At 70.5% G+C, this 20,588-nt stretch carries 14 protein-coding genes, 1 tRNA gene and 2 pseudogenes; 7 read left to right on the forward strand and 10 right to left on the reverse strand.

Features of this window, described 5'->3' with window-relative positions; translation table 11 throughout:
- Positions 1 to 157: 157 nt before the first annotated feature.
- From ftsY to PIQ37_RS12905, 3 genes are all read left to right on the forward strand, one after another.
- Complete coding sequence (gene ftsY, locus PIQ37_RS12895) at positions 158 to 1,522, forward strand: signal recognition particle-docking protein FtsY (RefSeq protein ID WP_342073789.1); 1,365 nt, start codon at positions 158 to 160, stop codon at positions 1,520 to 1,522.
- Positions 1,523 to 1,687: 165 nt separating this feature from the next.
- Positions 1,688 to 2,749, forward strand: a complete 1,062-nt coding sequence (gene mutY / locus PIQ37_RS12900; RefSeq protein ID WP_342073790.1) for an A/G-specific adenine glycosylase — start codon at positions 1,688 to 1,690, stop codon at positions 2,747 to 2,749.
- 41 nt (positions 2,750 to 2,790) lie between these two features.
- Positions 2,791 to 3,069, forward strand: coding sequence for an oxidative damage protection protein (locus PIQ37_RS12905; RefSeq protein WP_342073791.1), 279 nt, complete (start codon positions 2,791 to 2,793; stop codon positions 3,067 to 3,069).
- Between the two features lie 313 nt (positions 3,070 to 3,382).
- On the opposite strand, the gene PIQ37_RS12910 is transcribed toward PIQ37_RS12905, so the two are convergent.
- From PIQ37_RS12910 to PIQ37_RS12920, 3 genes are all read right to left on the reverse strand, one after another.
- Entirely contained in the window at positions 3,383 to 3,841 is a 459-nt protein-coding gene (locus PIQ37_RS12910) for a DUF6491 family protein (protein ID WP_342073792.1), read from the reverse strand.
- Between the two features lie 115 nt (positions 3,842 to 3,956).
- The gene (locus PIQ37_RS12915; RefSeq protein ID WP_342073793.1) at positions 3,957 to 4,868 is read right to left on the reverse strand and encodes a M48 family metallopeptidase; all 912 of its coding nucleotides are present in this window, start codon (positions 4,866 to 4,868) and stop codon (positions 3,957 to 3,959) included.
- A 57-nt stretch (positions 4,869 to 4,925) separates the two neighbouring features.
- Positions 4,926 to 6,779, reverse strand: a complete 1,854-nt coding sequence (locus PIQ37_RS12920) for a formylglycine-generating enzyme family protein (protein WP_342073794.1) — start codon at positions 6,777 to 6,779, stop codon at positions 4,926 to 4,928.
- Positions 6,780 to 6,930: 151 nt separating this feature from the next.
- On the opposite strand from PIQ37_RS12920, the gene rnd reads away from it, so the two are divergent.
- Entirely contained in the window at positions 6,931 to 8,016 is a 1,086-nt protein-coding gene (rnd, locus tag PIQ37_RS12925; RefSeq protein ID WP_342073795.1) for a ribonuclease D, read from the forward strand.
- Between the two features lie 104 nt (positions 8,017 to 8,120).
- Here rnd and PIQ37_RS12930 read toward each other — a convergent pair whose 3' ends face one another.
- Complete coding sequence (locus PIQ37_RS12930; RefSeq protein ID WP_010344215.1) at positions 8,121 to 8,525, reverse strand: H-NS histone family protein; 405 nt, start codon at positions 8,523 to 8,525, stop codon at positions 8,121 to 8,123.
- A gap of 230 nt (positions 8,526 to 8,755) precedes the next feature.
- Between PIQ37_RS12930 and PIQ37_RS12935 the strand changes: the two genes are divergently transcribed.
- Positions 8,756 to 8,831, forward strand: a tRNA-Ala gene (locus tag PIQ37_RS12935).
- 192 nt (positions 8,832 to 9,023) lie between these two features.
- Here the strand turns inward: PIQ37_RS12935 and PIQ37_RS12940 are convergent.
- The 6 genes and pseudogenes from PIQ37_RS12940 to PIQ37_RS12960 all read right to left on the reverse strand — a co-directional run bounded on the left by PIQ37_RS12940 (position 9,024) and on the right by PIQ37_RS12960 (position 18,043).
- Positions 9,024 to 9,209 (reverse strand): hypothetical protein, encoded by a 186-nt coding sequence (locus PIQ37_RS12940; protein ID WP_342073796.1) that lies wholly within the window; start codon positions 9,207 to 9,209, stop codon positions 9,024 to 9,026.
- Positions 9,210 to 9,293: 84 nt separating this feature from the next.
- Positions 9,294 to 9,815 carry a chemotaxis protein CheW gene (locus PIQ37_RS12945; protein ID WP_342073797.1) on the reverse strand — a complete coding sequence of 174 codons (522 nt, stop codon included), beginning with the start codon at positions 9,813 to 9,815 and terminating at the stop codon, positions 9,294 to 9,296.
- Between the two features lie 11 nt (positions 9,816 to 9,826).
- Positions 9,827 to 10,744, reverse strand: a pseudogene (locus PIQ37_RS20675) (methyl-accepting chemotaxis protein); the annotation flags it as partial.
- A gap of 282 nt (positions 10,745 to 11,026) precedes the next feature.
- A pseudogene (locus tag PIQ37_RS20680) lies at positions 11,027 to 11,509 on the reverse strand (CHASE3 domain-containing protein); the annotation flags it as partial.
- An 81-nt stretch (positions 11,510 to 11,590) separates the two neighbouring features.
- On the reverse strand, positions 11,591 to 13,258 hold the full coding sequence (locus tag PIQ37_RS12955; RefSeq protein WP_342073799.1) for a methyl-accepting chemotaxis protein: 1,668 nt from the start codon (positions 13,256 to 13,258) through the stop codon (positions 11,591 to 11,593).
- Positions 13,259 to 13,699: 441 nt separating this feature from the next.
- Complete coding sequence (locus tag PIQ37_RS12960) at positions 13,700 to 18,043, reverse strand: DEAD/DEAH box helicase (protein ID WP_342073800.1); 4,344 nt, start codon at positions 18,041 to 18,043, stop codon at positions 13,700 to 13,702.
- Positions 18,044 to 18,588: 545 nt separating this feature from the next.
- Between PIQ37_RS12960 and PIQ37_RS12965 the strand changes: the two genes are divergently transcribed.
- The gene (locus tag PIQ37_RS12965; RefSeq protein ID WP_342073801.1) at positions 18,589 to 18,909 is read left to right on the forward strand and encodes a DUF3175 domain-containing protein; all 321 of its coding nucleotides are present in this window, start codon (positions 18,589 to 18,591) and stop codon (positions 18,907 to 18,909) included.
- A 114-nt stretch (positions 18,910 to 19,023) separates the two neighbouring features.
- Entirely contained in the window at positions 19,024 to 20,373 is a 1,350-nt protein-coding gene (locus tag PIQ37_RS12970) for a sensor domain-containing phosphodiesterase (protein ID WP_342073802.1), read from the forward strand.
- Positions 20,374 to 20,588: the final 215 nt, after the last annotated feature.

A 20,588-nucleotide genomic window follows, 5' to 3' on the forward strand; every position in this document is an offset into this window, starting at 1 on the left:
GGAGCGCCCGATCGCGACTGAAGAAACGTGCCTATCTACGCACACGCGTTCACGCCCCACAAATCCCATCCCGCCAACCATCCCAACTCGCCCCTGCTGCACCGGCCGCTCAGGTCGCAAGTGGTAGCATTCTTCGTTTCCGGTCCACGCGTCATCCATGGTCAGCCTATTCCGCCGCAACAAGCCCCAGGACAACGCCGGCGAGAGCCGCACGCAGCGCTACAGCATCGAGGAACTGGCCGCCGCCTTCCCCAAGCCGGCAAGTGCCGAACCCGCTGCACCGGCGCCGTCGGCGCCGCCCGTCGCTGAGACAGCGCCCGCCGCTCCCGCACCCGCCGCCACCCCGGAGCCGACGCCCGCGCCGGTCGCCGAACGCAACGTGCAGGCGCCCGCCCCGGTCGCGGTCCCGCAGCCGCAACCCGCGCCGCTGCCGCCCACAGCGCCCACGCCCCCGCCGCAGGCCTATGTGCCGACGCCGGCCGCCGCGCCGGCGCCAAGCGTGCCGCAGCCGACGCCCGCCCCTGCACAGCCGCCCGTCGCGGTGTCCGTGCCTGCCACCGACGCCGACCTGGTCCGCAGCGACGCGCTACCCGCCGCGCCGGCCGGCAAGCCCGGCTGGCGCGAGCGTCTGCGCAACAGCAGCTTCGCGCGCAGCGTCGGCAGCCTGTTCTCGCGCAACCCCAAGCTCGACGACGACCTGCTCGACGAAATCGAGACCGCGCTGATCACCGCCGACGTCGGCATCCCCGCCACCACCGCGCTGATCGAAAGCCTGCGCAAGCGCATGAAGGCGCGCGAGTTCGCCGATGCCAGGGCGCTGCAGCAGGCGCTGCGCGCCGACCTGCTGGCGATCCTGCAGCCGGTGGCCAAGCCGCTGCAGATCGACCGCAATGCCAAGCCCTTCGTGGTGCTGACCGTCGGCGTCAACGGCGTCGGCAAGACCACCACGATCGGCAAGCTGGCCAAGCGCTTCAAGGACGAGGGCCACAGCCTGATGCTGGCGGCCGGCGACACCTTCCGCGCCGCCGCGGTGGCGCAGCTGCAGGCCTGGGGCGAGCGCAATGGCGTGAGCGTGATCGCGCAGGGCCAGAACGCCGACGCCGCCTCGGTGGCCTTCGACGCGCTGCAGGCCGGCAAGGCGCGCGGCACCGAGGTGCTGATCGCCGACACGGCTGGCCGCCTGCACACCCAGACAGGACTGATGAACGAACTGGGCAAGATCCGCCGCGTGCTCGGCAAGCTCGACCCCAGCGCCCCGCACGAAGTGCTGATGGTCATCGACGGCACCACCGGCCAGAACGCGCTGTCGCAGCTGCGCCAGTTCCACGCCGCGGTCGGCGTCACCGGCCTGGTGGTGACCAAGCTCGACGGCACCGCCAAGGGCGGCGTGGTGTTCGCCCTGGCACGCGAGTTCGGCATCCCGATCCGCTTCGCCGGCATCGGCGAACGCCCCGAAGACCTGCGCGTGTTCGACGCTGAGGCCTTCGTCGACGCGTTGCTGCCAGAGGCGCTGGGTGCGTGACGCCTAAGCCCCTCTCCCTCCGGGAGAGGGGTTGGGGTGAGGGTATGGCGGAGCCCGCCACGCCGGCACTGGCGCTACCCAAACCGCACTAGGCTTCGCCCGTACCCTCATCCGGCCCTTCGGGCCACCTTCTCCCGGAGGGAGAAGGAACGATTTCCTGCCAGCATGCGCCAGCCCTCTGACACCTTCCCCGCCCGCCTGCTCGCCTGGTTCGACCGCCACGGGCGGCATGACCTGCCCTGGCAGCATCCGCGCAGTCCGTACCGGGTGTGGCTGTCGGAAATCATGCTGCAACAGACCCAGGTGGCGGTGGTCATCCCCTACTTCCTGCGCTTCCTGCAGCACTTCCCGACCCTGCCGGCACTGGCCGCCGCCGACAACGACGCGGTGATGGCGCAATGGGCCGGGCTCGGCTACTACGCCCGCGCGCGCAACCTGCACGCCGCCGCCAAGCGCTGCGTGGAACTGCACGGCGGCGACCTGCCGCGCGATTTCGATGCCCTGCATGCGCTGCCCGGCATCGGCCGCAGCACTGCCGGCGCGATCCTCAGCCAGGCCTGGAACGACCGCTTCCCGATCCTCGACGGCAACGTCAAGCGCGTGCTGACCCGCTACCACGGCATCGCCGGCTACCCCGGCCTGCCGGCGGTGGAAAAGCCGCTGTGGACGCTCGCGCAGTCGCATGTGGACGCGGTGCCCGACGGGCGCATGGCCGACTACACCCAGGCGCAGATGGATTTCGGCGCCACGCTGTGCACCCGCGCCAACCCGGCCTGCGTGCTGTGCCCGCTGCAGGACGACTGCGTGGCACGCCGCGACGGCCTGGTCGAGGCGCTGCCCACGCCCAAGCCGGGCAAGACCCTGCCCGAGCGCGAGGCGCTGGCGCTGCTGCTGGAGAACGCCAACGGCGAGCTGCTGCTGCAGCGGCGTCCGCCGACCGGCATCTGGGCCTCGCTGTGGACCCTGCCGCAGGCCGACACCGATAGCGAACTGCGCGCCTGGTACGCGCGCAGGATGCGCGGGCGCGCCTACGACGACGCCGAAGCGCTGCCGCCGATCGTGCACACCTTCAGCCATTACCGCCTGCATCTGCAGCCGCTGCGCCTGCGCAAGGTCGCCATGGGCGATGCGCTGGGCGACAATGGCGACCTGCGCTGGGTGGCGCGCGCCGACCTGTCGACGCTGGGCCTGCCCGCACCGATCCGCAAACTGCTCGACGGCCTCTAGCGCGCCAGCGCGCGCCGCCGCACGCACCGCCAGGAATTGCCATGTCCCGCACCGTCTTCTGCCAGTACCAGCAACGCGACGCCGAAGGGCTCGACTACGTGCCCTATCCCGGCGAGCTCGGCAAGCGCGTGTTCGCGCACATCGGCAAGGCCGGCTGGCAGGCCTGGCTGGCGCACCAGACCATGCTGATCAACGAGAACCGGCTGTCGCCGCGCGATCCCAAGCACCGCGCGTTCCTGGAAGCGGAACTGGAGAAGTTCCTGTTCCAGGGCGGCGCCGACAAGCCCGACGGCTACGTGGCGCCCGACCAGACCTCCTGAGCACCACCGCGTCGCTGCGTCACGGGCGCACAGCGACGTTCAGCACCGCCAAGCGCCTGCGTTCGTCGCGCCTCACCCGATCTCGTAGGAGCGGCTTCAGCCGCGACAGGGCCTTACCGGTAACACCCGTCGCGGCTGAAGCCGCTCCTACGCGTACGCCCTGGGGCTATTTGGCCTTGCCGCACACCGCATGCGGCCGCACCAAACGCGACAGGCTGCACCAGCAATCGACGGTGCGACATCACACTAGCCGCACCACCACGCGCGCCGCCTCGCGAATCTCGAATCCCAAATCCCGAATCACGGCACTACGTCAGCTCCCCGGCACCTGCTGCGCCCGTTCCTGCACCTTCGCCTCGCGCAATTCCTTCTCCGAGGTGCGCAGCGCCTTGACGTCGAGCGGGCGGATGCTGTCGATGCGGCACGGCAGGCGAATCGCGGCGGGTCCGCCGCCGAGCACCAGCACGTCGTCGAACTTCGCCGAGACCTGGCTGCCGAAATGGGTGATGGCGATGCTGGGGGCGAAATCCAGGTCCTGGCAGGTGCCGGCGAATTCCAGCAGATAGGCCTGGTTCGGGCGCGTCCACACCGCCAGCGCGCTGTCGCCGAGTGCGGTCCAGCCGCTGAGACGGTTGAAGTACTGGAAGTCGCGCACCGGCGCACCGGCGTGGGCGCGGTACAGGGTCAGACGCTCGTCGTCGCTGAGCCGGTTGGTGGCGCAGCCGGCCAGCACGGCCGTGGCGAGGAGCGAGGACAGCAGCAGGCGTTTCATGGCAGTGCTCCTGATGGTGTGGAGCGCATCATGCGCCCGCCGCCGTGCACGCGAGCGTGGATGCGCGCGCCGCGTTCAGCGACAAGGCAGCCAGCGAGTGCGACGAAGGCAGCGCTTACTGCGAAGCACCACGCGCGGACTCGCAGAAGCGCTGCCGGTACTCCAGCGCCTTGGGCATCAGCGCCTGCAGGTTCTGGATGCGGGTGCCCGGATTGGGATGGGTGGAGGCGAACTCCGGCGGCGCCTGGCCGCCGCTGCTGGCGCTCATCCGCTCCCACAGCGGCACCGCCTCGCGCGGGTCGAAACAGGCCGCCGCTGCCAGCATCAGGCCCACTTCGTCGGCCTGGGTCTCGTGGCTGCGCGCGTACGGCAGCAGGTAGCCATAGCCCATCGCCGCCATCGCCATCTGCTGCTGTTGCGGATCCAGGCCGCCGGCGGCGCCGGCCATCTGCCCGATCTGGGTCAGCTTCTGCTGCGCCATGCGCTGCGCGCCATGCCGCAGCAGCGCATGCGCGATCTCGTGGCCCATCACCACCGCCATCGCGTCGGCGTTCTTGGCCACCGGCAGCAGCCCGGTGTAGACCGCCATCTTGCCGCCGGGCAGGCAGAACGCATTGGCCTGTTCGGACTCGATCACGTTGACGTCCCAGTCGAAGCCGCGCGCGTAATGCTTGGCCTGCATGCCGTGCTCGGCGGCCAGCGCGTCCTCGACCACGTCGACCTTGGCGATCAGCCGCTGCGCGATCGCACGCACCTGCTGCGCCACCTGCGACTGCGGATCGACCGGATGTTCCTGCGCCAGGATCTCCCGGTACGCCTGCAGACCCAGCGCCTTCTCGTCCTCCACATTCAACGAGCGGTCGATCAGCACCTGTTCGCCGGTGTACGGATCCTCGCTGCGGTTGGAGAACCAGTAGAACCCGGCATACACGGCAAAGCCCAGCAGTACCAGCCAGCGCACCCCGCCCAGCGGTCCACGGCGGCCGCCGCCCGGTTCGCCGCCCTGGCGGCCGAAGACTTGGTTCATCGCACTCCCCCTCGCTGACTGGTGAGGCAATCTAGCGCCGGCACCGGCGCGGCGGCGTCAAATGCCGCGCACCAGGCGGAAGCCGACGCGTGCGCTGGTGCTGTCCGAGTCCTGCATCAGCCGCCAGGCCGCGCGGGTCTGCTCCGGCGCATTGGCCCAGTTGCCGCCGCGCACCACCCGCGAACGGCAGCCCGGGTTGTACCAGGCCGCGCCGTCGGCCGGCGCGCGGCGATAGCTGGCGTGCCAGCAGTCTGCAACCCACTCGCTGAGGTTGCCGGCCATGTCGTGCAGGCCCCAGGCGTTGGCGGAGAAACTGGCGACCGGGGCCGGACCCCAGAAGCCGTCGGTGTAGCCGACGAAGGCGTTGCGCCAGTGCCGCCCGCTGGGCGAGACGTCGCCGCCGCCGGTGAAGTTGCCGCTGCCGCGCGGCGGCGTGCCGGCGTTGCCCCAGGGATAGCGGCCGCGGCCGCCGGCGCGCAGGGCGTATTCGAACTCGGCCTCGCTGGGCAGCCGGTAATGCCGCCCGGTCTGCTGCGACAGCCAGGCCGCATAGGCCTCGGCGTCGCGCACGCTGACGTGCATCACCGGGCTGTTCGGCGCCGCCCGCGCGCCCTGGTAGTCGGACTGCCAGTCCACGCCGTTGCGGCGCACGAAGTTGCCGCTGCGTTCGTCGTAGACAGTCGAATGGCCGCGGCGGGTGGCGCGCGGACGCGCATTGGTGGCCTCCACGAAACGGCGGAACTCGGCCACGGTGACCTCGGTGATCGACATGGCGAAACCGCGGTCGAAGCGTACGTAATGCTGCGGCATTTCCGCCGGCGAGGCGCCGGGTTCGGTCTCGGCCGCGCCCATGCGGAAGCCGCCATGCGGCACCACGATCATCTGCGGGCCGCGCCCGCCGTCGTGCATGCCGTCGGTGAACACCTGGCCGGGGCGGAAGCTGCCGTAGTGGGTGGCCAGGTCGATGCGTTCGCGCAGCATCGCCGCCACCGGGTCGCCGGGATCGGCGATGCGCAGCACGTCGCCCAGGCGCTCGCGCGCCGACTTCAATCCGGCCGGGGTGGACAGATCGCGCAGGCCGGCATCGCGCAAGGCGGCGATGCGCGCCACCCGAACCTGCTCCACGCGCTCGCGCGCGTCGTGCACCGTGGGCGCGTCCTCGCGCACCCGCGCCGCGCGCGCCAGCCAACTGCCGGCGGCGGCGAAATCCGAGGCCGCCGCGGCCGTCTCGGCGCGACGGATCAGCGCGCTTTCCACCGCCGCCACGCCCTGCCGCGCGCGCGCATCGTCCGCATCCAGCAGCAACGCCTCGCGGAAATTGGCCAGGGCGCCGTTGCCGTCCTCGCCCAGGCGGCCGCCGCGCAGGTCGTCCTCGCCGGCGCGGTTGTAGGCCAGCACCCGCGACGCGGTCTCCACCCGCTGCTGCAGGCGCCGCACCGCCGGGTCCTCGGCATCCAGCCACAGCGCCACCATGGCGATGCGCGCGGCCTGCTCGAGCGTGCGTTCGGAGCGCTCCGGATCGCCCAGCGCCTGCGCGCCGAGCTGCAGCAACCGCCGCCGCGCCTTGCGCAGGCCGTCCTGGGCGACGCGATCGTTCGGCGCCAGGCTGCGGATCGCTAGGTACAGCGGAATCGCCGACTGCGCATCCTCGAACAGGCGATCCTCGGCGAGCGCGCGCGCCGCCTGGCGCCGCGCCTGCGGCAGGCCGCTGCGCGTCAGGGTCGGCAACGGCGGCTGCCAGCGCGCCACGGTCTCGGCGGCATCCTCGCCGCCGATGGTCACGCTGGGCGCCTGCACCGGCTTGGCCGGCGCCGACTGCGCCGTAGCGGTGGCAGCGGCGGTCGCAGGCGCGGTCTCGGCGGCCGGCGCCGACGGCTGCCGCGCACAGCCGACCAGCGCTGCCGCAAGCATGCTCCAGACCATCACAACGCCGCTGCTGCGCACTTTTCCTCCGACCCATGGACCTTGCGACACCATCCCGTCCGGCGCGCCGTGCGGCCGGCGGAGCGACGTTAGGCTATTCTCGCCTGCCTGAGCAAACCCTGCAGTCAACGGAAATCACGTGCCTTATTGGATCAAGCAACCCGCCGAGCTGAGCGAACGGCTTGCGCAGCGGCCGGCCCGCATCGGCCTGGATACCGAATTCGTCCGCGAACGGACCTACTGGCCGCAACTGGCGCTGGTGCAGATGGCGGTGGGCGACGAAATCCTGCTGATCGACCCGCTGATCCCGGGCATGCCGCAGGCGCTGGCGCCGTGGCTGAGCGACCCGGGCATCCTCAAGATCATGCACAGCGCCAGCGAAGACCTGGTCGCCTTCAAGTGCGCCTGCGGCACCCTGCCGCGGCCGCTGTTCGACACCCAGATCGCCGCCGGCCTGGCCGGGCTCGGCGCCGGCATGGGCTACCAGAAGCTGGTGCTGGAGATCACCGGCGTGCACCTGGCCAAGGGCGAGACCCGCTCGGACTGGCTGCGCCGCCCGCTGTCGCCGGCGCAGCTGGAGTACGCCGCCGACGACGTGCGCCATCTGTTCGCGCTGCACGACAACCTGCAGGCGCGGTTGCAGACGCTGGAGCGCGGCGACTGGCTGCACGAGGACGGCGAACGCCTGCTCGGCACCGTCGAGCACGACGACGGCGAACGCTGGCCCCACCTGGGCATGCGCTCGGCGCAGTTCATGGACCGCCCAGCGCAACTGCGCCTGCTGCGCCTGTTGCGCTGGCGCGACGCGCAGGCCCGGCACAGCGACAAACCGCGCAGCTGGATCCTGGACAACGAACTGGCCGCCACCCTGGCGCGCTTCCCGCCGCAGGACCAACCGGCCATGCTGGCGCTGTTCGATAAACACCCCAAGGCGCCGCGCAAGCTCAGCGATGCGGTCTGGCAGGCGCTGATAACCCCGCTGGCCGACGAAACCGACGCCCCGCAGGCGCTGGCCGCCAACGACGACAACAAGGCCGCGCTGAAGCGGCTGCAGGACGCGGTGGCCGCGCGCAGCGCCGAACTCGGCCTGCCCGACGGCCTGCTCGCCTCGCGCAAGCATCTGGAAGCCCTGCTGGAAAGCGCGCAATGGCCGGCGCCGCTGGCGGGCTGGCGCCGGCGCGAGCTGGAACCGCGGCTGCAGCCGCTGCTGGCGGCCACGCGCTGAGCGGGCGCGGCCGGGCCGATCGCGCCGCCCCGTCGGCGCAGCGCGATCGGGGCAACGATCGGGTATAAAAAAAGGCCAGGAATTCCTGGCCTTTTTTCGTTCGCTCAATACTTGAAGAGCGGGAACTTCAGATCCGGATGGCGCGCCTTCCATTCGTTGTAGGCAGCGGTGCCTTCCCAGGCGGCGAATGCCTTCGGCGTACGACCGCGGCCGGACCAGGTTTCGCCGGTGTGCGGCAACTGGTACTTCGGCTTGACCTCGCTGCGGCCGCCGGCGGACTTGCTGCTGGCCGGCTTGGGCGCTGCGCTGGTCACGTACGCGGCGATCTCGTTGCGCTGCTTGGCGCTGAAGAACTCGGCGAACTGCTCCAGCAGCGACAGCACGTTGGCATGCGCCGCATTGGTTTCGCCCTCGCGCGCCTGCCGCTCCTGCTCTTCCAGCTTGCGCATTTCTTCCTGCAGCTTGGCCTTGGCTTCGGCGATCTGTTGCAAGTTGCGAACTTCCGTCATGTGTAAAAGACCTGTCTTTAGTAAAAAGTGTGAAGCGGACGGTATATTTCGTCCGGAACGAAATCACCGCGGGGGATTTCGGCCGTCGAGTATATCGACTCCATGCGAGCGCTGTAGACAAAAGGCGAACGCGTTTCCCGGCACGAGCGGCCCCCTGCCCCGGCGCCGCCGATGTTGCACTGCCCCCTTGGCACGCGGCCCCGTGCCCAGTTACACTACGCGTCTGATGTGGGGCGGTAGCTCAGCTGGGAGAGCGTCGCGTTCGCAATGCGAAGGTCGAGGGTTCGATCCCCTTCCGCTCCACCATCTTGCCGTCTTCGACGGTGCAAACGAGGTCAGACAGCCAGCAGGCTCTCTGGCCTTTTTTGTTGGCCGATCCTGGGCCTGGCCGCGCTCGATCGCGCGGGGTGCGCCATCCGCTGGCGCGCCAGGCAGTCCTTGGCCGTGGTCCTGGCGGAACGGGAAGCGGATGCACTCCGCTCCTTCCCGCCGCATCGCTCAGTCGTGCTGCTCGTCCTGCGCCGCCTCGCCCTGGCCGGAGCGCGGGCCGCGCTCGTGCGCCTCGCGCAGCTTCTGGTCTTCCAGCCCCGGCCGCTGCTTGGCGGTGTCGTCCTGGGCACGGTCCTGCTGGCCCTCGTGGATGCCCTGCTGCTTGCCGGACTGGGTGGTCTCGTCTTTTGCCATGGTCTGCACCTCGCTGGGGCGGATGCCCGTTCGCCGCCACCCTAACGAGGCCGCCGTGATGCATGGATCACGGCGTACCCGGCGTCACGCCGCCAGCGCCGGCGCCCCGGCCTCGGCGATGTCGTCGCTGCGCAGCAGCCGCGCGCGGTCCAGCAGGATCACCAGCCGATCCTCCAGCTTGCCCATGCCCTGCAGCAGGTCGCGGCGGATATTGCTGCCGAAGGCCGGCGGCGCCTCGATCTGCTGCGGCGGCAATTCCAGCACCTCGTTGACCGCATCCACCAGCAGGCCGAAGGACTGCGCGCCACCGCCCTCGTCGGTGGCGGCACTGGCGATGACGATGCAGCTGCGCCGGGTGACCTCGCTGGGCCCGCGGCCGAGCCGCGACTGCAGGTCCACCACCGGCACCACCGCGCCGCGCAGGTTGATCACCCCGCGCACGCAGGCCGGCATGGTCGGCACCGGGGTGGGCGGACGGTACTCGATGATCTCGTGGATGCCGGCGATGTTGAGCCCGAAAAGTTCGCGGTCCAGCTGAAAGGTCAGGAACTGCCAGCCACCCTGCGGCGCGTGCTCGGCCGCGCTCTCGTAGCGATCGTTGTGCATGGTGTTCCCCTTCAGAAGTTGACGAACTGGCCTTCGTCCGGCGCATCCGCCAGCGCGTAGGCCGGCACCGGGCGCGCACGCGGGCGCAGGGCCTTGCCGGCGTTGCGCAGCGGCCGGGTGGCGGCCGGCCTGGGCGCCACCGGCGCGGCACGGCGCGGTGCGGCCAGGTCCTGTTCGCGGCTGAGGCGGAAGAATCCCATCGCCTGCTGCAGCGATTCGGCCTGGGTGCTCATCTGTTCGGCGGTCGCCGCCAGTTGCTCGGAGGCCGCCGCGTTCTGCTGCGTGGCCTGGCTGAGCTGGGACACCGCCAGGTTGATCTGGGTGACGCCGGAGGACTGCTCCTGCGAGGCCGAGGCGATCTCCTGCACCAGATCCGAGGTCTTCTTGATGCTGGGCACGATGGTGCCGAGCAGGCTGCCGGCGCGATCGGCCAGGCCCACGCTGCTGGCGGCGACCTCGCCGATCTCCTGCGCCGCCACCTGGCTGCGCTCGGCCAGCTTGCGCACTTCCGCCGCCACCACCGCAAAGCCCTTGCCGTGCTCGCCGGCGCGCGCGGCCTCGATCGCCGCGTTCAGCGCCAACAGGTTGGTCTGGTAGGCGATGTCGTCGATGATGCCGATCTTCTGCGCGATCTGCTTCATCGCCTGGGTGGACGCCAGCACCGCGTCGCCGCCCTCCACCGCTTCCTTGGCCGCCTGCGCCGACATGCCCTCGGTGACCTTGGCGTTGTCGGTGTTCTGCGAGATCGAGGCGGTCATCTGCTCCAGCGAGGCGCTGGTCTCCTCCACGCCGGCGGCCTGCTCGGTGGCCGCCTGGCTCAGCGACTGCGCGGTGGCACTGACTTCCTCGGACGAACCGGCCAGCGACTGCGCGCTGGCATTGACCTCGCCCACCACCTCCGCCAGTCGCTCCACCATCGCCCGCAGCGCCACCATCGCACTGGTGCTGTCGTTGGAACGGGTCGGCACCTGCACGGTGAGATCGCCGCGCGCGATCCGCGAGGCGACTTCCATCACCGTGCTCGGCTCGCCGCCGAGTTCGCTCATCAGCGACCGTGCGATCAGGAAACCGATCAGCGACGCGCACAGCGCCGCGACCAGGCTGCCGACGATCAGGGTCAGGTTGGTGCGCTGCTGCAACTGCTCGGCCTCGGAGGCGCGCGCAGCGAGCAACTCGCTCTCGGCGCGACGCACCTCGGACATGCGGTCGCGCATCGCGTCCATGTAGGCCTTGCCCTTGGAGGCACGCACCGCAGCGGTCAGCGCCTCCATCGTCGCCTGGCCATCGTTGACGTTCTTGCGCAGCGCGATCTGCGGATGCACCGCCTGGCTGAGCCATTGCGCCTGGGTCTGCTTCAGCGCGTTCAGGCGCTCCTGCTGCTTGGGGTTGTCGGCGGTCAGCTCCTGCGCCGTGCGCAGGTGGCTGTCGAAGCTGGCGACGCCGTCGCGATAAGGCTGCAGGAACGCATCCTCGCCGGTCAACGAGAAGCCGCGCGTGCCGGTCTCGATGTTGATCAGGCTGCTGAGCGCGGCATCGACTTCGGCGATCACCTTGTAGGTGTGAGTGTTCCAGTAATTGGCCTGCGACAACGCGGACACGTTGAAGTAGGCCACGCCGGCCAGGGCCAGCAGGATGCACAGGACCACGGCGAAGCCGCCGTAGAGCTTGGTTGCGATTTTGAGATTCTTCAGCACGGCACTCTCCCGACAATGGGCAGTTGTGACAACGACAGCGACACGGAACTGGCGGCGCGGCAGGCGCCGCCAGGGAATGGATCAGGCGCGGCCCAGCAGCGCTTCGCTGCGGTCGCGATTACCTGCAACGGAACGGCGCGCGGCGGCGGATGGCGCACGCGGCGCCCAGCGCGAGCCAGCCGCACGCAGCGGCGCCACCGCCTCGCCGTCGTCCAGCGCGTGCGTGGCGCGGCGCGTGCCGGCGGACAACTGGAAGAACGCCATGCTGTCCTGCAACTGCACGGCCTGCGTGCTCATCGATTCGGCGGTCGCCGCCAGCTCTTCGGAGGCGGTCGCGTTCTGCTGGGTGATCTGGCTCAGCTGCACCACCGCCGCGTTGATCTGGGTGACGCCGGACGACTGTTCCTGCGAGGCGGCAGCGATCTCCTGCACCAGGTCCGAGGTCTTCTTGATGCTGGGCACGATGGTCTCCAGCAGCTGACCGGCCTTCTCCGCCAGTTCCACGCTGGAACCGGCGACCTCGCCGATCTCCTGCGCGGCCACCTGGCTGCGCTCGGCCAGCTTGCGCACTTCCGCCGCCACCACCGCAAAGCCCTTGCCGTGCTCGCCGGCGCGCGCGGCCTCGATCGCCGCGTTCAATGCCAGCAGGTTGGTCTGGTAGGCGATGTCGTCGATGATGCCGATCTTGTGCGCGATCTGCTTCATCGCCGCGACCGTGGCCACCACCGCCTCGCCGCCCTCCAGGGTTTCCCGCGCCGCCTGCGCGGCCATGCCGTCGGTGATCTTGGCGTTGTCGGTGTTCTGCGCGATCGAAGCGGTCATCTGTTCCAGCGAGGCGCTGGTCTCTTCCACGCCGGCGGCCTGTTCGGTCGAGGCCTGGCTCAGCGACTGCGCGGTGGCGCTGACTTCTTCCGACGCGCCGGCCAGGCTCTGCGCACTGGCGTTGACCTCGCCGACCACCTGCTGCAGCTTCTCGACCATGCGCTGCATCGCCAGCAGCAGCTGCGCGGTCTCGTCGCGGCCGCGCACCTCGATCGACATGCTCAGGTCGCCCTCGGACAGCGCATTGGCCACGCTGACCGCCTTGCCGATCGGCCGGGTCACGCTGCGGCTGATGAACACGCCCAGGCCCACGCCGAGCAGCACGCCGCCGATCACGATGGCCAGCATGGTGCGGGTGCTGCTGGCATAGATCTCGTCGGTGGCGTCGTTGGCACGCGCCGCATTGGCTTCCTTGGTTTCGCTGAGTTCGGACATCAGCGCATCCAGTTCGTCGGAGCTGCTGCGCACGCCCTTCGACAGGTCCGCCAGCTGCGCATCGCCTTGCGGCAGCGGCTCGCGCATCACCGAGTCGACGAACTGGCCGCGCCGCTCCAGGTAGGTCTTCCACACCTGGTCGAAGCGGGCCAGCTTGGCCAGCGTGGCCGGGTCGTCGAACGAGGTCCTGGCCTTGTCCATGTGCTCGACCACCTTGGCGGTGTACTTGTCGAGACTGGCGATGTGCTTGGCGCGATCTTCCGTCGTACTGGCCAGTTGCAGGTTGGCGCGCGACCGGCCGGCGTTGATCAGATTGATGTTGGCCTCTTTCAGGTGCGACAGGCCGAGCAGCTCGCGCTCGTACAGCACCGTGGCGTAGTCGTTGATCCGGCCCGAGTTGCGGATGCCGACCCAGCCGATGCAGGCGCCGATCGCCGCCACGATCAGGAACGCCGCCGTCAGCCTGACTCCGATTTTCATATTGCCCAACATGGTGTACCCCGATTCTTTGTGTGCGTCCGGTTGCGCCAGTCAGCGCCTCCGGCCGTCTTCCGCAGCGCCTCGCGGAGTGGACACACTCGCTCTGAGGAGAGCGAGGACGCTGCGCCGCAACGTCTGTGCGTGAGGGCTATCGGCGCCATCGACAGCGCCTTTAAATCGCGTGAAAACTGCGGAATTCCGCATAGCGCGAGCGCTGCGGCGGCGTTGCATGAATGCGCAACGGGCATTGCGGCGCAGCACTCGACGCGCGTGAAGAAGCGGTCTTGGCATCTGCGGCGCGGATGCCGCAGTTGTTCTGCAATGGCAGATGACCCCGGTTTTGCACCGAAGGCGAAGTGGGATACCAACCCCTTTAATTTGTAGACAGAATGTGAAAGCGGCGCCGATATGTCCGCCCTCGCAGTGCGCGAGCGCGTGCATGGCGCCGCGCCTTCACACCATCGGCAGCGCCGCGACCGTGCGTCGTTCCGCCGCGGTGGCTCCGCGCAACAACCGCTGCGCGCGCACGCGCTCCTCGGCATCCAGATCCTGCAGCGCCTCGAAACGCTCGCCGACCCAGCTCGCCATCGGCACGCCGTCGCGGTACAGCACGCGCGCGCCCGCCACGCGTGGCAGCCGCGTGCCCGGGAGCACGCTGCCGAGCAGATTGGCCGGATCGGCGGCGGCCACGCACACCCAGGTGCCGTCGCCAGGCTGGCGGCGCAGTTGCCGCAGCAGACCGATCGCCTCCGGCAGGGCGAACTGTTCGCCGGACAGGCCATCGATGAAGCGCCCGCCGCGGATCTCGCCACGCGCCTCCAGGCGCTGGTAGACCCGCAACAGTTCGCGCCACGGCGGCAGCCATGCCGCCTCGCGCTCGAGCAGGCGCCAGCAGACCACGCCGTAGCGGCGCAGCAGCGTCAGCGCAACGTGCTCGACCGCCTCGCTGCGCGCGGCCGGGTCGTCGGCCTCGGCGCCCGCCCGCAACAGCGCCCAACGCCCGGCATCCTGGATGCCGCCGTACAGCGCCATGCGCGGCCGCCGCCGCGACAGCGCCGACGGGCGCTTCGATGCCGGCACCAGCAAGGCGCGCAGGCCGGCGTAGCTGTCGCAATGGACCCGACCGGCGGCGACCAGTTCGGCCAGCGCCGCCTCCAGTTCGGTGGAGAGCAGGCGGGTGGCCGCGGCGATTTCGTCGAAGAACGAGGCGCCATGCGCCGCGAGATGGTCGGCGACCTTGCGTGCCCGCGAACCGAGCGCATCGGCTTCCGGCACTGGCGACAGCCGCGACCACTGCCCGGCGCTGCGCCGCGGCAGCAGCAGGATCGGCGTGCTGCGCAGCGTCGGCGCGGCGCCGCTCGCGCCGGGGCGCAACCGCGTCCACAGCGTGCGTCCGGCGCTGCAGGCCTCGTCCAGCCAGGCCGGGCGGTAGTCGCGCACCCGCGCCGGCAACAGTTCCGCCTCCCACAGCGGCGCCGCGGCCTCCACGCCCTCCAGTTGCGCCAGCACCGCGGCCAGCGCTTCGGCGCCCTCCACCTGGCCCTGTGCGTCCAGATGCTGCCAACGGAACAGGAAGCGCGCGTAGTCGCGCGGCGCCACCGGCTCGATCTCGCGGCGCAGGCGGCCGAGGGTGTAGCGGTGGATGCGTGCCAGCAGGTGCCGCTCGCACCACTCCTCGGCATCGGCGTCGGCACTGAACCGGCCAGCCAGCACATAGCCGTCCTGTTGCAGCGCCAGCAGCCCGGCCTGCACCTCGCGCAGCGGCAGGTGCAGCGGCGCGGCCAGCGCGGCCGCAGTGACCGGCCCCAGGCCTGCCAACCGCCAGCGCAGCACCTCGCGCAACGCACTGTCGCGCTCCCAATCGGCCACCGCGTAGCCCTCGGGACTGGCAATGGCCGGCTGCGCGCTGGCCTGCGGATACAGCGGCGCCACCGCCGCCTGCGCTTCGGCCGTCACCCACAACCCCGCAGCGGCGCCGTCGACGCCGTGCAGGCAGGTGGCGCGCGCGTCGGCCGCCAGTTCATCCAACCACTGCCGCCACTGCGGCTGCGCGGCGGCCTCGGCCGCGCTCACCACCCCGAGCGTGAGCAGCGCCTCGTGCATCTCGTCGCGGCTGCGCGGCTGCGGCCAGGCCTCCTCGCGCACCGCGGCGATCGCCTGCGGGTCCAACTGGCCGAGATCGTCGGCGCTGTCTGGATCCTGATAGCGGCGACTGTGCACTGCCTGGGTCCGCCGCTCTTCCAGGGGGGCGTCGTCGAGAAAGGCATAGGGCCGCGCGTCCAGCGCCTCGGCCGCCAGCGGCGAGGGCGCGGTCAGTTCGCGCGCCAGCACGCGCACCTCGCCGGCCTCGATGCCGCGCAGCAGCTGCAGCCAGCCATCGCTGTCCATCGCCTCGTCCAGGCAGTCGCGCAAGGTCTGTGCCACCAGCGGGTGCTCGGGAATCTCGCGCTCGCCGACCAGGTTCTCCGCGCAGGCCACCTGGTCGGGAAACACCGTGGCCAGCAGATCCTCGGACTTCATACGCTGCAGCTGCGGCGCGACCTTGCGCCCGCCGGTGAAGCGCGGTAGCGCCAGCGCGTTGGTGGCATTCCAGCGCCAGCGCACGCCGAACAGCGGCGCGTCCAGCAGCGCCTGCACCAGCACGTCCAGCGCCGACGCCGCACGCAGGTAACGCGCCACCTCGTCCAGGGCGAAGCTGTGCCGGGTCGACAGCGACAGCACGATCGCGTCCTCGGTCGCGGCCGCCTGCAGCTCGAAATTGAAGGTGCGGCAGAAGCGCTTGCGCAGGGCCAGGCCCCAGGCGCGGTTGATGCGGCTGCCGTAGACGCTGTGGATCACCAGTTGGGTGCCGCCGGTGGCGTCGAAGAAGCGTTCCAGCACGATGCATTGCTGGGTCGGCAAGGCGCCCAGCGCCGCATGCGCGCGGCCCAGGTAGTCGACGATCTGCTGCGCGGCAGCGGCGTCCAGCGCCAGCGGGCCGCACAGCCACTGCAGCGCCTGCGCCGCCCCGCCCTGCTCCAGCGCCTGTTCGACCTCGGCCCGCAGCCGCGACACGCCGAGCGACAGCGCGTCGCTGCGCCCGGGCGCCTCGCCGATCCAGAACGGGATGTTGGGCGGTGCGCCGCGCGCGTCCTCCACCCGCACCCGCCCCGCTTCCACGCGCAGGATGCGGTAGCTGGCGTTGCCGAGCTGGAACACGTCGCCGCCCAGGCTCTCCACCGCGAAATCCTCGTTGACCGTGCCGATGGTCTGCGCCTGCGGCTCCAGCACCACGCTGTAGTCGCCGGTCTCGGGGATGGTGCCGCCGGAGGTGAGTGCCGCCATCCGCGCACCGCGGCGCTGGCGCACGCGGCGACGCACCGCATCCCGATGCAGGTAGCCGGCGCGCGGCCCCAGCCGCGTGCTGAAGCCTTCGCTGAGCATGCGCAGCACCGCGTCGAACTGCGCGCGCGGCAACGCCGCATACGGCCAGGCGCCACGCACCAGTGCGTACAGCGCGTCTTCCTCCCACTCCTGGCAGGCCACCTCGGCGACGAGCTGCTGGGCGAGCACGTCCAGCGGCGCATCGAGCATGCGCAGCGCATCCAGTTCGCCGCGGCGCACGCAATCCAGCAAGGCCGCGCACTCGACCAGGTCGTCGCGCGACTGCGGAAACAACCGCGCCTTCGGCGTGCCGCCCACCGCATGCCCGGAGCGGCCGGCGCGCTGCAGGAACGCGGCGATCGAACGCGGCGAGCCGAGCTGACAGACCAGGTCGACGTCGCCGATGTCCAGGCCCAGTTCCAGCGAGGCGGTGGCCACCAGCACCTGCAGCTCGCCGGCCTTGAGCCGGCGCTCGGCGAGCAGCCGGGTCTCGCGCGCCAGGCTGCCGTGATGCGCCGCCACCGCCTGCGTGCCGAGCAGTTCGCCCAGGTGCCGTGCGGTGCGCTCGGCCATGCGCCGGGTATTGACGAACACCAGGGTCGTGCGGTGCGCGCGCACCAGCTCGGCCAGGCGCGTATACGCCTGCTGCCACTGGTCGGCGGACATGGTCACGCTGAGCGGCGTCGGCGGCACCTCCAGTGCCAGGTCGCGGGCGCGCGCGTAGCCGATGTCGACGATGGCGCAGTCCGCCTCGCCGTCGTGCACCGCCGCGCTGCCGACCAGGAAACGCGCCACCGCCTCGATCGGCTTCTGCGTGGCCGACAGGCCGATGCGCAGCGGTGGCACCTCGCACAGATGCTGCAGGCGCTGCAGCGACAGCGCCAGATGGCTGCCGCGCTTGTTCGCCGCCAGGGCATGGATCTCGTCGACGATCACCGTGCGCACATGGCGCAGCGTCTCGCGCCCGGACACCGATCCGAGCAGCACGTACAGCGACTCCGGCGTGGTCACCAGCACATGCGGCGGGCGCCGCCGCGCCTGCGCGCGCTCGCGCTGTGGGGTGTCGCCGGTGCGCACCGCGGTGCGAATGGACACATCCGGCAAACCCAGCGCCGCCAGTTCGGCGCGAATGCCCTGCAGCGGCGCCTCGAGATTGAGCTGGATATCGTTTGAAAGCGCTTTCAGTGGCGACACGTACAGCACCTGGGTACGGTCCTGCAGGCCGCCTTCACGCAGGCCTTCGCGTACCAGCGCATCCAGCGCAGCCAAAAATGCCGTCAGGGTCTTGCCAGAGCCGGTCGGCGCGGCGACCAGCGTATGCCGTCCGGCCTGGATCGCTGGCCACGCCGCCGCCTGCGCCGGCGTGGGCGCCGCGAAACGCCGCTCGAACCAGCGTGCAACGGCAGGATGGAAGCGCGCCTGCGCCAACGACATGCGATCTCCGGGTGTCAGCGTCGCAACGAACATGGGGCGCGCCGACGATGCCGCCTGTGCGGATTGTCCGGATGAATGTCTCGCGCCATTTTCTCGGCAATGAAAATGGTGACGTTATCCAGGCAATCAAGCGCAACCTCGCGCGAGCCCTGTTTTTAGGGGTTTTTCCATTAAGCGTTCATCGAACGAGATAATGTCTACCACTCGCTCCGCGTAGCGCGGTTATGTTGTCGACGGCGTCACGTATCCAGGCCTAGCGTTTGCGCATCACGCACAAGCTTCGCCTCTGGGAACGGAATGCGGCACGGCAACACCAGCGAACAACGGCATCGCCCATCACGCGCGCGGGACGCTTCACGCCCCGCGCACGCGATCGCGGCGGCGCGCGTTCGCGCAGCGTCCGCCTTCGTCTCCCATCGACGTCGAACTGCCGTCGCCTCGCGGCGTGCGGCAGCGATGGCGGCGGCATCCGCCATCGGGTCCTGCACTGTGGGACTGCGCATGCGTTGTACCTCTCCACACGCCATCGCCAAGGAGCATCACCAATGGCACAGAGCAGCCCTTCGCTCTCCAGCACCGACCTCAGCCAGCGCCGCGGCAGCGACGCGCAACAGTCGCTCGGCGTCGCGCCGAACGTGTTCGAAGGCAACGACCCGGCCGCGATCGCGCGCGCGCTCAAGCAGTCGGCCGACCTGCACGCCCGCCGCCGCACCGGTCCGTATCGCTCGGCCATGTCGATGCTGACCTTCTACATCAATCGCGCCGGCGACCAGTTGCCGGCGCAGCGCCGCCAGATCCTGGAGCAGGCCAAGGACGAGTTGCGCAGCCTGTACGGCAAGCCGCGCAAGGGTGGCGCTGGCGACTGAGCACGCACACGCACACACGCGCAGCGTGATGGAGCGATCAGTTCCGCACGCTGCCTAGGCGAGGCGCGCGCCGCGCGATTGCCGTCCTCCGACGCACTGCCACATGATGCGGACATGGCCAAGGCATCCGACATTTCGGACCTCATCCAGCACGCCGCCGCCGCGACCCAGGACGACGCGGCGCTGCTGTCGCGCATCATCCTGGCGCAGGGCGAAATCGCCGCGGCCGGCGGCGATCCGCTGCAGGTGGTCGACGTGGTCACCCGCCGCGCGCAGGAGCTGACCCGCTCCAACGGCGCCGTGGTGGAGATGTGCGACGGCAAGGACATGCTGTACTGGTCGGCCAGCGGCGTCGCCGAGCGCCACCTCGGCCTGCGCCTGCCCAGCAACGGCAGCCTGTCGGGGCTGTGCATGCGGACCGGCGAGGTCCTGCGCTGCGACGATTCGGAAGTCGATCCGAGGGTCGACCGCGCGGCCTGCCGGCGCATCGGTTTGCGCTCGATGCTGGTGGTGCCGCTGCGCTACGGCGACCGCAGCATCGGCGTGCTCAAGGTCCTCGCGCCGCAACCCAACGCCTACAGCGCGCAGGACGTGCGCACGCTGGAACTGCTGGCGACCCTGGTCGGCGCGACGCTGGCGCTGGCGATGGACCGCGCCGCACTGCAGACCGACATCGCGCGCCGCCAGGACATGGAGAAACACGCATTCCGCGAGAAGGCGGCGATCGCCACCCGCATCCGCGAAACCATCGCCGATACGCGCCTGCAGATCGTGACCCAGCCAGTGCTGGCACTGGCATCGCAACGCATCGTCGGCGTGGAGGCACTGTCGCGCTTTCCGGCCAATCCGGCGCTGCCGCCACTGCGCTGGTTCGACGATGCCAGCCGGGTCGGGCTGGGACTGGAACTGGAGCTGGCCGCCGCGCGCAAGGCGCTGGAGTTGCTGGCGCACTTGCCGGCGCCGCTGTATCTGGCGATCAACGTGTCCGCACCCACGCTGCTGCATCCGCAACTGCAGGCGCTGCTGCACGGCCACGACCTGTCGCGGATCGTGCTGGAAATCACCGAACAATTGCAGGCGCCGGACTATCCACGCCTGTCCGAGCACATCGGCCTGCTGCAGCGGCAGGGCCTGCGCATCGCCCTGGACGACGCCGGTACCGGCTTCGCCAGCCTGCGCCATCCGCTGCACCTGGCGCCGGACATCATCAAGCTGGACCTGACCTTGACCCGCGGCATCGACGCCGAACCGCGCCGGCAGCGGCTGGCGATGGCGATCCTCTCCTTCGCCGCGGAAACCAACGCCGACGTGGTCGTCGAAGGCATCGAGACCGAGAGCGAACTGGCGACGTTGCAGGCGCTGGGCGCGCGCTATGGCCAGGGCTACCAGCTGGCCCATCCCGGGCCGCTGTCGGCGCATCTGGCGCGCTATCCGGCGATCGGCGACGGCGGCGGCAACGGCTGAGTGCGTCCACCGCAGGCGCGGCGCTGGTCCCTGGTTCGGGATCACCGCTCCAGGCATTCCAAATAGATCGCCATGCCGGCCTGGTCTCGGCTGAAGCCGCTCCTACGGAAGCGACGGAAGCGTGCGCTACGGACGCGCGACACCGCTCTCGCCGGCCCTGGGCCGCTGTCAGCGCACCTGCAGATGCTCTCCAGCGATCGCTGACAGCCCCGGCT

Origin of the sequence: Xanthomonas protegens (assembly GCF_038442435.1) — a bacterium.
Classification (GTDB): Bacteria; Pseudomonadota; Gammaproteobacteria; order Xanthomonadales; family Xanthomonadaceae; genus Xanthomonas_A; species Xanthomonas_A sontii.

Coding starts and splice junctions, on each gene's coding strand:
- PIQ37_RS12960 (WP_342073800.1), bottom strand. CDS start 18,043: ATGTCGTTGGCGCAGGCGCGCTTCCATCCTGCCGTTGCACGCTGGTTC.
- PIQ37_RS12910 (WP_342073792.1), bottom strand. CDS start 3,841: ATGAAACGCCTGCTGCTGTCCTCGCTCCTCGCCACGGCCGTGCTGGCC.
- PIQ37_RS12905 (WP_342073791.1), top strand. CDS start 2,791: ATGTCCCGCACCGTCTTCTGCCAGTACCAGCAACGCGACGCCGAAGGG.
- PIQ37_RS12965 (WP_342073801.1), top strand. CDS start 18,589: ATGGCACAGAGCAGCCCTTCGCTCTCCAGCACCGACCTCAGCCAGCGC.
- PIQ37_RS12930 (WP_010344215.1), bottom strand. CDS start 8,525: ATGACGGAAGTTCGCAACTTGCAACAGATCGCCGAAGCCAAGGCCAAG.
- PIQ37_RS12915 (WP_342073793.1), bottom strand. CDS start 4,868: ATGAACCAAGTCTTCGGCCGCCAGGGCGGCGAACCGGGCGGCGGCCGC.
- PIQ37_RS12920 (WP_342073794.1), bottom strand. CDS start 6,779: ATGCTTGCGGCAGCGCTGGTCGGCTGTGCGCGGCAGCCGTCGGCGCCG.
- PIQ37_RS12940 (WP_342073796.1), bottom strand. CDS start 9,209: ATGGCAAAAGACGAGACCACCCAGTCCGGCAAGCAGCAGGGCATCCAC.
- PIQ37_RS12945 (WP_342073797.1), bottom strand. CDS start 9,815: ATGCACAACGATCGCTACGAGAGCGCGGCCGAGCACGCGCCGCAGGGT.
- PIQ37_RS12955 (WP_342073799.1), bottom strand. CDS start 13,258: ATGTTGGGCAATATGAAAATCGGAGTCAGGCTGACGGCGGCGTTCCTG.
- PIQ37_RS12970 (WP_342073802.1), top strand. CDS start 19,024: ATGGCCAAGGCATCCGACATTTCGGACCTCATCCAGCACGCCGCCGCC.
- mutY (WP_342073790.1), top strand. CDS start 1,688: ATGCGCCAGCCCTCTGACACCTTCCCCGCCCGCCTGCTCGCCTGGTTC.
- ftsY (WP_342073789.1), top strand. CDS start 158: ATGGTCAGCCTATTCCGCCGCAACAAGCCCCAGGACAACGCCGGCGAG.